Consider the following 13,723-nt stretch of genomic DNA (forward strand, 5'->3'; position numbering starts at 1 on the left):
TAGACCATGAGCGCTAGGCCAAGACCACCAACTCGCCTTTGTCAGCCAACCTGCCCGCAAGCCGCAGTGCCTCGATCTGATCCAAAATCAACTGTCTAAGTTGTGTGCTGGTGCTCCGGTAACCGAGCTGACGCGATACGATCAACACCAACTCGTCTCGCTTTGCCCCCAGGTTGTCGGCGACGACTTTGGTGACCGCCACCTTGATCTCTGCGGGTGGCAAAAGCTCTGGCCGGCGCAGGGTCGAGGACTCGACCAATGAACGATCACGCACGTGGACCTCTTTCCCAGGAATGGCCAAGAAGTCCTTGTCGACGACCTGCACACCACCCATCGACACCACTGACCCAATCGCCTCTTCAACCGCCTGTTGGATACGCGAGCCAGCACGCTGCAAGCCCCAAAGCGTCCGAGCGCGCATAACGACCTCGCTGCGATGAATGGGGCTTTCCACTTCAACGATCTGCCGCACGATGGTGGCGAGTTGCCCTGTTGGAACCAAATGCAATTCGAACTGGTTGCTTGGCACGGCGAAGGACGCCTCAATGTAAGGTTCAGTGTCCGGCGGACTTTGCGCCTCAATGAGGCCCATCTCAGTGACCTCACCGCGATCGACGGTGAGAATCTCCACCGGCACCGCACGGTGCGAAGAATTGGGACTGGGCTCTAAGGTGCCTGACTCCGACTTCGCTCTTTCAATGGCTACAACAAGTTTTTCAAGCTCTGCCTCAGGACGGTGGAACCAGTCCGAACTCCAAATCCGATAAACCTGCCAGCCCTTGTCGCGCAGCACGCTGTCACGCAAGCGATCGCGATCGCGCGCGCTTCTGGCATCTCGATACGACTGCCCGTCACACTCAATGCCTAAAATGTAGCGCCCAGGCTCCTCTGGATTAGACACCGCAATGTCGACGAAGAAGCCAGCAAGGCCCACATCGGTGTGCAGATCGTAGCCTCGCGCGCGAAGTGCTTGGGCCACCTCTTGTTCGAATACGCTGTGCTTAGCGTCTCGCGCCTGGGTGGCGAGGGTAAGGCGGCCTGTCCTTGCGTAGTTCAAGAAGAGCTTTAAAGCAAAGGTGCCCTTACCCTTGGCACGATCGGTGTCGATGTCTTCATCGGTGATCGAGGTAAAGACCTCGCAACGCGATTTGGCGCGGCTGATGAGCACATTCAAGCGCCGCTCGCCGCCGTCATTACTCACAGGACCGAAATTCATCGTCATGTGGCGCTGGGCATCACGCCCATAGCCCACAGAGATATAGATGACATCGCGCTCGTCGCCCTGGATGTTTTCGAGGCTCTTGACGAAGAAGGGCTCAGCCGGGTGATCGGCAAAGAACCCTTCTGTTTCCGGGTGCTGTCGGCGCAAGAGTTCCAACTCGTCGAGAATGGCGCGGCGCTGCGCTGTCGAGAAGGTCGCTACACCCAGCGTGAGTTGAGGGGTGTTTTGCGCATGCGCCAGCACTGCAAGTGCAACTGCCTTGGCTTCTTTGGGGTTGGTGCGCGTGTTGCCCCGGTCGTAGATGGCTTCAGGCAAATGATGCAGCCGCAAGCCCACACCTGCTTCACTGGTGTAGGGACTGGGGACGATGAAGAGCTTGCCTTCGTAGAACTGTTGATTGGAAACGGCAATGAGCGACTGATGGCGGCTCCGGTAGTGCCAACGGAGCATGCGCTCAGGTAATCCTCTTGCGCGGCAAAGCCCCAGGATGCTTTCGACATCTGACGCCTGTGCCCCACCCTCATCGTCATCCCGGTCACCGCCATCGCCCAGTGCTTTGGAGAAAAATCGTGTTGGCGGGAGCTGTCGCTCGTCACCCACGATCACTAACTGCTTAACGCGCGCGATCGCACCGAGCGCATCAATCGGCTGCACCTGGCTGGCTTCGTCAATGACCAGCATGTCAAAGTCCAGCGCGCCTGCCGGCAGGAACTGCGCTACCGACAACGGACTCATCATGAAGACGGGTTTGAGCGCTTGGATCGCAGGGGCACACCGTTGCATCAATTGACGAATCGGCAGATGACCCTTTTTCCTGGCCATCTCGCCGATAAGAATAGCTGTTGGGCCGGTTGCACCGCCTTGGCGCGGGATCTTGCTGTGATGCGCCTTGACCACTTCATACCGAGCCAGCTGCATACGCTCCTGGTCAAGGCTTGCAAAGCTTGATACCACCTGAGACTGCCGCTGCCCGTCAAAGCTCGCCAACGCACGATCGCGCTGTACCAGCGCTTGAAGCAAAGCTTCGTAGTAAGACAGATCGAACACGCCCAAGGCATCGGCTCTCGCCAGCTTGCCACTGGCAAGACCATCGACTATTGCACCTAAGCCCTTACGCTCGGCCTCCTTGGCAATGGCAAGGTAAGACACCCAACTCCGAAGTCCTTCCGGGTCGGCTTGCCAGCTTGCCAGCTGGAGTTTGAGTGTTGCCAAAGGTGCATGGCTCGGATCACGCGTGATCTCTGCGTTGCCCTCAAACTGCAAGCCAACCAGAAGATCCATCACTTCGCCGGCCAACAGTCCTGCCGCAGAAGAAACTCCCTCAGCCCGATCAAGCAATGACTCGGGATCAACAATGCGCGCGGCCAACAAGCGAAGCTCTGGATTGTGTTCAATCCAAGACGCGACTTGGCGAAGCTCATGTGCCTTGCTATCTAGTGCTCCCCAGAACGGACCAAAGGCTGAGGTCCCATCAGCGGCAAGAGCGTCGTAAGTGGTAATGGCAGTTTGCGCCAGCTGGACTTCTTCAACGACCGCAAGCGCCTGCTCGATCGTGAGTTCCTGCGCATTAGCCAATAGGGCTGATTGCTGGGACGCAGCTTGCCAAAGGGCAGACTTCTTTTCCAGTTCCGATAGAACAACGCGCTTGAGGACGGTCTCCTCGCCCCATGGGTTGCGCTCAGCAGACAACAACGCCTCATGGACAGGCGCCAAATCGCGAACGAGTTCTTCTAAAACTGGCTTTACGCGTTTGGCGATTTCGGTTGCCAATACGCGATCGCTGATGTCGGCCAAACGCTCACGAACTCCGCTCCCCAAGGGTCGGAGCGTTCGCATCCAGGCCACGACGCCTCTGAGGAAGGATGGGTTGGAGCGCTCGCGCTGCCAGTTTGAGCCAAACGCTTCTTGTCCTTGGGCGTCGTGCTCAACAATCTTCTTCTGAGCGCTCTTGGCATCCAGGAGAACATCGAGCGATCCAAGCATGTCCAACGCCGGAAGCTTAGGGTTAGAAAGGAGTGTGCGGATGGTCTGATTGGCGCGACGCCAATCTCCACTTAGGAAGCGGAACAAGCTCGTGCCGCGCATCGCCAACTGCCCACGCGCCGCTTCAAGCTCCGCGCTGTCTTTGCTCCATGCAGCGTCGCGGAATACAGAGGCCAGGTTCCTCTTCGCCTGCTGGACCGTTTCAACAGCCACAACGACCTCTTCGATTGCATCGACGCCCCGTTCCCAGATGTGGGCGACCAATGCATCGCGGTCAAGTTCCGGAATGGTCGTGGCGCGCTCCGCGATGGCAACGAGCCGAAGCGCCAGATCGAGCGTAAGTGGTGCCTTCTCGGCTAGAAGCTGCGTCAATCGTGTCAGATCAGGCCCGAGCCGAACCAAGGCACTGTGTGCCCCACTCAGCGTTGCCAGCTCTTTCCCTAAAACGAAGCTGTTTGGCAAAACTCGTAAAGTGGCCTTGGTAGCATCCCAGTCTTGCGCGAGCGCCTCCATCTGAATCTTAGCCTCGACCGCAGCTCTGGCCTTCTGAGCGTTTTCAAGCGCATCGATGACTGTCGAAGCGCGACCAGGCGCATCCCAGACCTTGCTTTGAAGCGCATCGGAGCCAAGTTTTGGCGCTTCAAGCAGAGCCTTAACACGCTGAACGGCAAGGCCGGCGTCATCAAATCGGAGTGGAGGTGGAAGATCCAGCGCGCTGTGAAGCTCAGTGGTCGACGCCTCCCAATCGTTCAATCGCTCGGTCAATCCAGCGACCAAGATGAGCAACCGATCACGTTCACTGGGCAAGAGGCCATCGTTCTGAACGCCGCTCCAAGCGTGCTCATCTGGAACGCCAATTTCTTCAATTCGCTCGATCAGTTCGCGCAGGAGCGATTCCCTCTCCTCTTTTTGATGGGACGCCCAGGAGGTCGGCGCTTCAAGGGGCAGGCTTTGTGTCGTGTAGCCCAAGCGACGCAGGCGCACCATGTGTCCGAAGACTTGGTATGGCGTCAGTCCAGAGGGCTGGTGAGCTTCGTGGAGCCGCGCAACATGGGCGTTGAGTGTGTCGCGCTTTTCCGTTAGTTGCTCGATGATTGGCGAAGTGCTGGTTCGTTTGGGCTCGCCTAAGTGCAGCGTTTGCCGAAGCTCCTCCAGTAGAGAACGCTTATTGGCTTTGTTGCTGTGGAGTTCCAAACAGGCCACGCCCACACCGACATGATCCAGTCGGCGCTTCACGACTTCGAGCGCGGCCATCTTCTCGGCCACAAACAACACCCGCTTTCCTTCGGCTACCGCTGCCGAGATGATGTTGGCAATGGTTTGGGACTTCCCCGTTCCAGGCGGACCTTGGACCAAGATGTTGTTGCCTTGAAGCACATCGTGCACAACCAGAGCTTGCGATGAGTCGCAATCAACGACATGGCGCATCCTCTCTGGCGATATGATACGGTCGAGTTCGCTATTTTCGTCGGTTAGGCTCGCACCTGGGAAACCGTCTTGAACCACCCCGCGCAGCATCGGGATGGCGTCCAGTCCGCCAAGCGCCTCCCAGCTTTGTGGGTCAAGATCCCGATACATCATGAACTTAGCGAACGAGAACAAGCCTAGGATGGCGTCATCACGAAGCACGCCCCAGGTCTCCTTACCTTCCAGCATGGCTTCCACAGAGGCCAGGTAGGCATCGACATCGAGCGTTTCGAACTCATCAATGCTCGGCAAGCGAAGCCCAAACTCGCGCTGCAAGAACAACTGCAACGACAAGTTCGCTTGAATATCGTCGCCGGTCCATTTGAGGTGAAACTTCTCGCCTGCCGTGCTTCGCTCCAACTGAACCGGGATGAGCACCAAGGGCGCGAAGCGGTCAGTCTGAGGAGTGGAAGTAGCACGCCAACGCAAGTAGCCGACGGCCAAGTAAAGAACATTGACGCCCTGCTCTTCTTGGAGCGTCCGCGCGTCCATGTAGAGATCCAATAAGCGCTTCTGCAGACCTGTCGGCGTTAGGCGTGTTGTGAGATGCGCATCCCAATGCGCTTTGACACGCCCGTTCTCATCCAGCTCAAAATCGGGTTGCGCGATCAGCTCTGGGTCTTCGGGTGCCTCGTCAAGTAGGACCTCATCACTGTCATCGTCATCGCCAGGGCTACCAGTAGTGTTCGCTTGCTTCGGATCCTCCTTGCCAGGAACAAACGTGAAACGCTTTCCTTCGATCACCAAGGTCTGATACATCGCCTTGGCAAGCTCGTAGACCACCTCGACGGTTTTGGCGCGACCACCTCTGGGTGTATGAAGCAACCGATTGCGTGTAGACAGATCTAAGAGCTCCAAACGAGCCTTCTCAACCTTGTCCTTCAACCCGCCAGCTCCCCGGAGCGAAGAAGTCTCCTCGCCAGCCTGCGCCACCGCCGTCTGATCCATCGACACCCCTGAGAGGAAGCGCGACGCGCGGGATGCAGCACCACGCCTTCCTCAAATGCTTTTGCCTATAATGCGCTCAATGTAACGCGTGTTCCAGCCGATCTGGGTGATCTGTGGGCGATTTGCGCGGTAGCGAGATTCACTGGGTGGTTCACAGCTACATTGGGGTGGAGGGCGGCTACCTGGGCGACTTCTCCTACAAGACACACCGAGAGTTCTACCCTGGCTTTTGTGATCTGGAGCTGGATCCAGATGCCTTCACCGGCAACACGACCAAGGAACGTTTTATTTCAATCCTGACAGGGGTCGAAGGACATCAACAAGCAGCGATCCTTCGCGGCATCGCTCGCAAGTATCCCCAAGGCAGTGAGCATCTTCGAACCCAACAGGCTTACCGCCGGCTGTTGGAATTGGCTACGCGCTGTGCTGACGGACTTTCGGTCCAAGACAGCAGCCCATCTATCACCAGCGATGTCTTGAAGCGCGCACTTGCTGATGCCAACACGCTCATCCAAAGCGCAGGACCGACCCATGCGGTGGACCGAATTCACACCGCACTTCATGCATACCTCAAAGCAGTTTGTTACGCGCAAGAAATTCAGGCCCAACCCGGCGCCACGATCACCAATTTATTCAAGCAGCTTCGGGCAGAGCATCCGGGGGCGCATCCAAACGAGACGTTGTTAGAAAACGATGAGGCAGTCCTCGTTATCAATGCTGCCAGAGCAATTTTCCAGTATTTGGATAAGAAGTTCGCTAAGGACCTATCTCGCCCCCAATGACGGGGTTCCTCAGCAACCACGAAGCCGAGATCTGCCTGTCAGTGTTGCCAATCTCATCCAGATGCATAAAGCGAAAGTCTTGGCCACGAAAAAGAGCCCCGCATGGGGGCTCCTGTGTCGCTGGCGTTGAAGCCTCAGTCTCGGCGCCGGGTGCCAACGGCTGGCGGCGTTGTTCCGATCACTTGGCGAGAACCTTCCGCGACGATCGTAGCTACCAGCCAAATGCCTAGGCGCACCATCAGTCTGCTGCGCAGTCAACGGTCAGAAATATCTGAGCCATCATAGACTTGGCTTCGGTGGCCGGAACTTCAACTCCCAATGCTCTGCCCCACCCTCGGCCTGCGGTGGAAGTGCATCCTCTCCAGATGCCTCAGGCGTCAGCACCTCAATCGGCTGCGGAGAGAAGTTCTTCTCCAAGGCCTCAGCCGTCTCCACCATCGCTTTTCGAGCCCGCTTGATCCGCCCCTGCTGGATCGCTTGGATGCGCGGGGAGACATGCCTCTTCATTCGCGCCAAGCGCCGCTGTGCTCTGGCCACCACTTTTGTATCGGGATCGTATTCTTGCTCATAGAGCTTGGCTTGCGCATCTAGCACGGCCATGCGCGCTTTGTAGGGTCGCACCAGCGTATGGGCATACTTGCTGATTGAGCGAGCAAGCATCTCGGTGTCTTCAAAGAGAAATGGCTTGGTGGCGTAGCTATCCACTCGCCGGCAAACGAGTGTGGAGTGCGCTCGCTGGAACTCGGGTTCAATCTGGATACCCGGGATCTGCCGCAATACTTCGAGAGACTGCTGAGCCACCTCTCGCTGGGCTTCGAGCCAATCTTCGATCAACTGCGCCTGCGCATTGAGCAACTCAGCGTCTTGTCGGCCCGAGGAACGAGCCAAACGCGTCACGCGACTAAGATGTCGGGTCTGACCGCTGTAAGGCGTGTAGAGACCCGGGCGAGGCGCTGGCGCACGCGCCAAGCGCTCTTTGATCTGCCGCACCCGCTCTGCGCCTGACAATCGTGTCTGCCCAACCGCTGTGCATCCGTCCAATCCAGAAGTCTGTGCGTTGGCCCGATCCCGAAGTGCTGTCGCATGGCTATGAGACGGTGGCACCTCGTGCACGAGACCACCGCTTTTTTCCATGTGCTCAGCGACAAGCTTTGAAAGCGCCAGTGCTGCTTCTCGCCCACCTGCTCCTCTCACTTCTGCTGTGAACTTCGTTTTGCGAATCACCGCCACTTTGGCTTTGCCCAAGTGCTTGCCAGGCCGGCGCGTGAGTTCGCGGGCGCGTTCAAACTCTCCATTACGCGCGGCTTCGTGTGCTTGTGCTCGGAGACTGCGATGATCTACCCGAGCCGGGGCGCCCGCATTTTTCAAGTGCGCATTGATGACCATTGCAATGTCTTTGCGGATTTGCCGCAGCGCTCGTGTGCCGCCACCTTGTCGCGCATCAAACTCAGCGCAGGCGCGCTCCCCTAGTCCTCCCGGTCCGACTTGTCGCGCTGACATCAGCAAATGCACATGATGATTGCGCTGATCACCATATTTGCTTGGTGTGTGCACAGCGACCAATACGGCGACTTTGAACCGATTGACCAGCAATTGGCCAAGCGCTAAAGCGAGCGCTCTCCGTTGGTGTTGATCGAGTTGATGCGGAAGCGAAACCTCGACTTCTCGGCAAACGCGTGCGTTCTTGCGCGTCTCGGCCGCTTCGTTCGCGTTCCAAAAATACTGCGCATCGAAACACCACTCGGGCGCTCCTTTCGGCGCAAGCATCTTATGGAAATCGACACCGCCTCGGTGGGAATAATTGTGACCAAGCCCTGTGCTCATATCGAGCAGATCAAACCCTGCGCGGTAAGCAGCTGCTGCGACCGAAGAGTCGCCGTTGCCTCGGCTGAAAGACTTCATTGTTGCGTGATAAATCGCCATTTGTGAAACTCCTGTTTGTGGAGCACACATAGAAGCGGCAGAACATCGCCCGTCGAGAGAAAAGCGAACTCGACAGCACAGAGACCTCGGTCACGAGGTTTTGAAGTGGCTGTGTTGCCTAGCGAAACATAGGCAACGAGGTGGCGAAAGCCACCGCACCGACGCGCAGCGTTGGCGCACGGTTTCTGCAAAGCAGAAACCATAAGTGCGCTCTTGCTCTTTAATTTTTTCTTTGAATTTTTTCGCCACAGTCGGATCAACCATGGCTCTTTTTAGATATAAATATTAGTTATACCAAAGAATGAATAAGACCTGTACGAATCTGATCACGCCTCACGTCGTGTGTCGTTTTTACGCGGACTGTCCATGCAGAAGTGATGTCCCGTGGTCTCCGGAAATCAAAGCAGCAGCAGGACGAATTGCCGTCAGATTGGTAGCATCACCAACGCCGATCGAACGCTAAGTCACAACAGTTGCGGAAACAAGGAAGCGAAATGCCCAATGACTACTGGGACATGGATGACAAGAACGACACCACCCTGTTGAGCCTTGCCAGCGTGAGCACCTCGATGCTCGTGCCCTTTTCAGTGGGAAGGCTGCCGGATGCTTCTTTGCTCTGGCTCAATGAGCGCTGGTTTCACGACTTAGGCATAGCCATCCACGACGCGCCAACTCGGGCCCGCATCTCAGCGTCCTTGCTTGAGCGCTTTGCCGTGACCTCTATCGAAGCCCACTGCGTTGCCGGCACCTTCGGCGGACAGACACTGGGCGCTGATCGCTATGGTGGGAGCGGTGGGGCGATCCACGGAGGGAGTGGCCGCTGTGGCTCCGATGGCATGCTCATCGCCAAAGGAACCGGCCCCACACCACTGGTCTCCAAGGCCCATGATTGGTCACACTCGCATGGGTGTCTCTATCTTTACGATGCCATTCGCGAGGCAGTCGCCAGCGAAATCCTCAACGCAGAACTCCCCCATGGGGCAGTCCCCATCGTTGCCATCATTGATGCCGGCTTCTCCCTGGCGCGCACCGATGCCGACGAACCGGAGCGGTGCGCCATTCTGATCAGGCCTGCTTTCCTACGCTTGGCGCATTTCGAGCGCAGCCTGTATTTCGGGACATCAGGTAGTGCAAACAGCGATCAATTTCAAGATAGCCTGCGAGTCAAAGATGCCATCCACTTTGCCGACGAACACACGCAACGCGATGCCGGCAATCCCAATGGCTTAGGCGTTGACTTGTCCGCGCTCTACCTCCGCCTTGCCGAGCAACTTGCCGCAAGTCGCGCGCATCGCCTCTGGACCGGACGCCCGACAAGCGACAACATCACATCGAACGCGCAGTTCCTGGATTTCGGCGGCTTCCGCGCAGTTCCCAGCTGGAAGCGTGGCACCGATGGGCATCGTCACTTCTTCGGCGATGAGATGCGTGATGTTCGCCACTCGCTTCCCTCGCTTGCCTACTTCTTCAAGAAGTATTCCCGCGTTGACAAGGCAATCGCCAACATCGATCAGTTGCTCATCCAGATCGAGCATCACATGGAAGCTGCGTTTCTACATCACTGTGCAGAAGCGTGTGCCTTGCCTCAGTCAAGCCCAGAGGCGTTGCATTTCAAAGCGCTCATTGCGCGCTACTACCGCGAGCAACAGCACATTGACTATGCGTTCGATCAGCCCACAAAGCACGGCGAGCGCCACGATTGGCTCTCTGACCACATCAAAGGCAAAGCAACCCAGGGCTCTCAGACAGGCGAGGAGATCAACTCGCTCCTGCACGCACTTCCGAATGCAGCTCTCCATCTTTGTGCCGCCAACCGCTGGCTGAGACCACGACCACGCCTTTCCTATCGCGTCTCTAAGCGCCGGGCGATCAAGCTGGTGCGGTCGATCCTTGTCGATCGGTCGTCGGGACCCGAGCGGGTCTCGGCCTTTATCGCAACCGAGGTCGCGGTCTCGCGCCGTGTTTGGAAAGGCTTACCACCACACTGGCTTGTCTTGGGCTACGCAAGCGATCACGTGTCCACCGCTTTGTATTTCTTTGATACGCATCGTATGGCCTATACAGTCCAGCTGGAGGGACCACGCGTGCATGGCGGAACACTGCTTTTCGGCGCCGAAGTCGCAGATGAGAAACTCGGCATCACCAATTCTGGCCATAGAACCGTCGCGCGTGTCGACTGCGAACCCACCAGCTACCTGGTAGGTCTAAGCTTGAACGGGCGTGCATCAATCCCTACCGCACTGCTCACCTTCCCGGACGCTGCAGTTGCAGCGCAGACATTGAGCTCAACCACCGCCCATGCAACCTAATGCCGTTGATGCGCAGGCGCTTGGCCTGGCAATGCAACTCCTGTTCAAGACTGACCGCAAGAAGTTCAGTATCGCAGCGGCTTATGTGTGGCTATGGCCTGCAATTCGCCTAGGCCAGCTCGTCACGATTGAAGACGAAGACGGGGTCTGGACCGGCTACGCCTTATGGGCTTATCTGACGCCTGAAACCGCCAGTCATTTGGTTCTGCAAGATCCGCCGTTCTTGCCAATTAGCGACTGGAACGAAGGTGATCAACTCTGGATCCTGGATTTCGTGGCTGTGCCAGGGCATCACCGACGCCTGGCGAGAGCACTCCGGCATCGCTTGCGCCCTCACTTCAAGCAAGCGCATCGCTTGGTGCGAGATAAGACGGGCGCTATGCTTGGAACCAAGGCTTACACACTTCGCAAAGATGGCTGAGGAAGACACGTTGCTTCCTTGATACGAATGGACGAACCGAAGCGACAAGGCAGTTGCAACCTATGCACGAAGTGACATCAAGGTCGACCAAGGCCTGGACTGGATTTTTGTTCCTGGGCTTCGGTTCTGGTTTGCCCTATCCGCTGATCGGCAGCACCTTAGGCTATTGGCTCAGCGAAAAGTCGCTTTCGATCGCAGTCATCGGTGCCTTGGCTTGGACCGCACTTCCCTACTCCCTAAAATTCCTATGGGCCCGCCATCTCGACCAACGTCGTGCGCCGGTCGTTGGAAGCACCATGTCGCACCGTCAGGGCTGGATTGTCTTGTCTTCGATAATGGTCGCCATCTCTCTCCTAGGCCTTGTCCTGAGCGTTGTCGCTGGCAGCCTTCCGCTGATTGCACTGAGCTGCATCGCAGCAGCCTTTGGCGGTGCGACCTTGGATGCCTCAGTCGATGCGTTCCGGATCGAACAAGAGGCAGTGCACCAGCAGCCAGCCAAGCTCCTCACTGCCTACCAATTTGGCTACCGCATTGCTCTACTGCTGAGCGACGGTCTGGTGTTCTTGCTCGCAGCGCGGCTGTCCTGGCAAGTTGCTTATGCACTTCTGCTTCCCCTGATGTTGGTGCCTATCTGCGGAACGCTCTTTCTGCGATCTGCCCCCGATAGCGTCCTCACCCCAGGTCGCACGAGTGCGGAGAAGCAGGGGTCTCCGCTGATATCCCTTCGACCCTCCACGCTCCAAGGATGGATCGCAGTGGTCGTCTTCATCGGCTGCTATCGCCTACCGGACATTCTTCTGGGTCCCATGATCAATCCCTTCTTCTATGCCCTTGGCATTGGAAAGAATGTGGTCGGTTCCCTGCATATCTGGCTTGGTATCCCAGCAGCCTTCCTCGGAATTTTGGCTGCAGGCACAAGCTTGAAGCGCATGTCCTTGAGCACGACCATTCTTGTTGGCGCAGCTCTCCAAGCCCTTGCCCTCCTCGTTCTTGCATCGCTCTCGTCGAACGAGCAGTCTGCTGAACTGCTTTGGGCTAGCGTTATTCTTCAAAACCTTGCTAGTAGCTATACCGGCATAGCCCTGGTTGCTTACATGTCAAAGCTGGTCACGCTTGGACGCGCAGGTGAGCACTACGCTTGGCTAACCAGCTTTTACTCCATCTTCGGCAGGGTGCTTGCCGGCTTCTCAGGCCTAGCAGTGGCTTATCTCACCACGCTCCATGGACAAAGCCAAGGCTATGGCATGTTTTTCATTGGCATCTGCCTGACGTGCGTGCCCGCCCTCCTCGTCTACTTGCTCATCATTCGGAATAACTTGAAGGAGCGACCAGAGCCGTAAGTGCCATCACGCTGTTGCCTTGCAATGACCTTGGGCTGTTTACGAGAACATGTAATGCGTGAGCTCAGTCGTTATGCACAGGCCGGTGCAAAAATGAACACTATTTGCTTGACGTTTGAGTGACAGCATCCAAACCATCAGTCAGCCTCGTCGAAACCGTCAGCCCAGAAGCACAAGGCGAGGTCACGTTCGTCGTCGAGACATAGATTTTATACGGCCCTTTCGTCAATGTCGCTGGTTGGGTCCAAGCTGCATTTTTTATCACGGCCCGAGGCTCACGTATGCCTTCCACAAAAGCATATTTTTTAACGATATCACTATATCTTTCACAGCTTCGGGCTTTTTTGTCAGTAGAAATTACAGCTAGGGCAGCTACTGTCCAAGCCTGAGAACTTTCATCACTGCGATGAACGCCGAAGCTCAACGCTGCTACCTGGGACTTCTGATCATTCAATGAAACTCGATAGTGACGACGAAGGGGCTCGTCTCTGACAATCTCGGTCTTGCCGGCTCTAATTAATTTGTTGACCTGAGACTCTTCAACAATAACGCCGCTACTGAATAGCGACACCAGTTCGTCAAGCACTTTTTCTGAACCATAGGCGTCACCACAGAATGTGGCCGATACTAAAATAGAAAAGGCCACGATAGCTGAGGACCATACACTACTCTTATAAAATTTCACTCCAGCCCTCATTGCATTTAAAGCGCTTCAAGTGTCGTCTTGAAGCCTGCCCAGGTGTCGGCCCAGATTAGCGCTAACCAATTAGATGCCTAATTGGCTAGCACCAGCGGACCTCATCAGTTTCGACTTCTCGTGAGACCAAGCAAGCACTCGCCCTTCGAACTCGCCTTTACATACACCGACGTTTCACCAAGATTGGTTTTATAGAAGACATCCTTACTAACGTCGGCGAGTGGCGCATGGGGATTGGGTGGCAGGACGTATGGGGTGAGCGCAAATTTCTGCTTGATCTTAGACACTTCATAACAGCGCCCAGGAGCGAGCTCCATATACATAAAACTCACTCCTTTATCGAGTTCAGGCGGGACCCTGAACTCAACGAAAGAGATCGCATACTGATCCCGCGTCTTGAACGTATTTGAGCGAAAAGCAATGTTCAATGATCGACTTGAACTCACCTGATGGAAATCACTGAGTCCAATTTCGCGAAAAAGCTCATAGTTTACCGACTTGCCAGGATCATATATTTTACTAATCACCTCATCCAAATTTAGTTCCGAGTCTTTACTTTCAGCATGTGCGCCAGCACTCATTGAGAAAAACAGAACTACCAACAAGGCCAATTTAGATTTTATATACATAA

The 13,723-nt window shown here is 56.2% G+C and carries 8 protein-coding genes and 1 pseudogene; 5 read left to right on the plus strand and 4 right to left on the minus strand.

What is annotated here, in order from left to right:
• Nucleotides 1-13: 13 nt before the first annotated feature.
• Nucleotides 14-5,620, minus strand: coding sequence for a DUF3320 domain-containing protein (locus tag AC1PLU_RS12635; RefSeq protein ID WP_481106400.1), 5,607 nt, complete (start codon nt 5,618-5,620; stop codon nt 14-16).
• A 113-nt stretch (nt 5,621-5,733) separates the two neighbouring features.
• On the opposite strand from AC1PLU_RS12635, the gene AC1PLU_RS12640 reads away from it, so the two are divergent.
• Together AC1PLU_RS12640 and AC1PLU_RS12645 are read left to right on the plus strand one after the other, a co-directional pair.
• Nucleotides 5,734-6,402: an abortive infection family protein gene (locus AC1PLU_RS12640; RefSeq protein ID WP_481106401.1), complete on the plus strand. Its 669-nt coding sequence runs from the start codon at nt 5,734-5,736 to the stop codon at nt 6,400-6,402.
• A 1,245-nt stretch (nt 6,403-7,647) separates the two neighbouring features.
• Nucleotides 7,648-7,872, plus strand: coding sequence for a hypothetical protein (locus AC1PLU_RS12645; protein ID WP_258077297.1), 225 nt, complete (start codon nt 7,648-7,650; stop codon nt 7,870-7,872).
• Here AC1PLU_RS12645 and AC1PLU_RS12650 read toward each other — a convergent pair.
• Nucleotides 7,765-8,355, minus strand: a pseudogene (locus tag AC1PLU_RS12650) (MobA/MobL family protein); the annotation flags it as partial. The gene AC1PLU_RS12645 and the pseudogene AC1PLU_RS12650 overlap by 108 nt on opposite strands.
• Before the next feature lie 464 nt (nt 8,356-8,819).
• On the opposite strand from AC1PLU_RS12650, the gene AC1PLU_RS12655 reads away from it, so the two are divergent.
• The 3 genes from AC1PLU_RS12655 (at nt 8,820) to AC1PLU_RS12665 (ending at nt 12,395) form a co-directional block, all read left to right on the plus strand.
• Nucleotides 8,820-10,634, plus strand: a complete 1,815-nt coding sequence (locus AC1PLU_RS12655) for a protein adenylyltransferase SelO family protein (protein ID WP_481106402.1) — start codon at nt 8,820-8,822, stop codon at nt 10,632-10,634.
• Nucleotides 10,624-11,055: a toxin-activating lysine-acyltransferase gene (locus AC1PLU_RS12660; protein ID WP_481106403.1), complete on the plus strand. Its 432-nt coding sequence runs from the start codon at nt 10,624-10,626 to the stop codon at nt 11,053-11,055. The genes AC1PLU_RS12655 and AC1PLU_RS12660 overlap by 11 nt, the downstream gene beginning before the upstream one ends.
• Nucleotides 11,056-11,117: 62 nt before the next feature.
• Nucleotides 11,118-12,395, plus strand: coding sequence for an MFS transporter (locus AC1PLU_RS12665; protein WP_481106404.1), 1,278 nt, complete (start codon nt 11,118-11,120; stop codon nt 12,393-12,395).
• Nucleotides 12,396-12,495: 100 nt separating this feature from the next.
• Here the strand turns inward: AC1PLU_RS12665 and AC1PLU_RS12670 are convergent, their stop codons facing one another.
• Nucleotides 12,496-13,080, minus strand: a complete 585-nt coding sequence (locus AC1PLU_RS12670; protein ID WP_481106405.1) for a hypothetical protein — start codon at nt 13,078-13,080, stop codon at nt 12,496-12,498.
• A 116-nt stretch (nt 13,081-13,196) separates the two neighbouring features.
• A complete protein-coding gene (locus AC1PLU_RS12675; protein ID WP_481106406.1) occupies nt 13,197-13,721 on the minus strand; it encodes a hypothetical protein in 525 nt (174 codons plus the stop codon).
• Nucleotides 13,722-13,723 lie beyond the last annotated feature (2 nt).

The organism is Xanthomonas sp. NCPPB 2933, from assembly GCF_056725225.1.

Coding starts and splice junctions, on each gene's coding strand:
- AC1PLU_RS12675 (WP_481106406.1), bottom strand. CDS start 13,721: ATGTATATAAAATCTAAATTGGCCTTGTTGGTAGTTCTGTTTTTCTCA.
- AC1PLU_RS12655 (WP_481106402.1), top strand. CDS start 8,820: ATGCCCAATGACTACTGGGACATGGATGACAAGAACGACACCACCCTG.
- AC1PLU_RS12660 (WP_481106403.1), top strand. CDS start 10,624: ATGCAACCTAATGCCGTTGATGCGCAGGCGCTTGGCCTGGCAATGCAA.
- AC1PLU_RS12665 (WP_481106404.1), top strand. CDS start 11,118: ATGCACGAAGTGACATCAAGGTCGACCAAGGCCTGGACTGGATTTTTG.
- AC1PLU_RS12635 (WP_481106400.1), bottom strand. CDS start 5,620: ATGGATCAGACGGCGGTGGCGCAGGCTGGCGAGGAGACTTCTTCGCTC.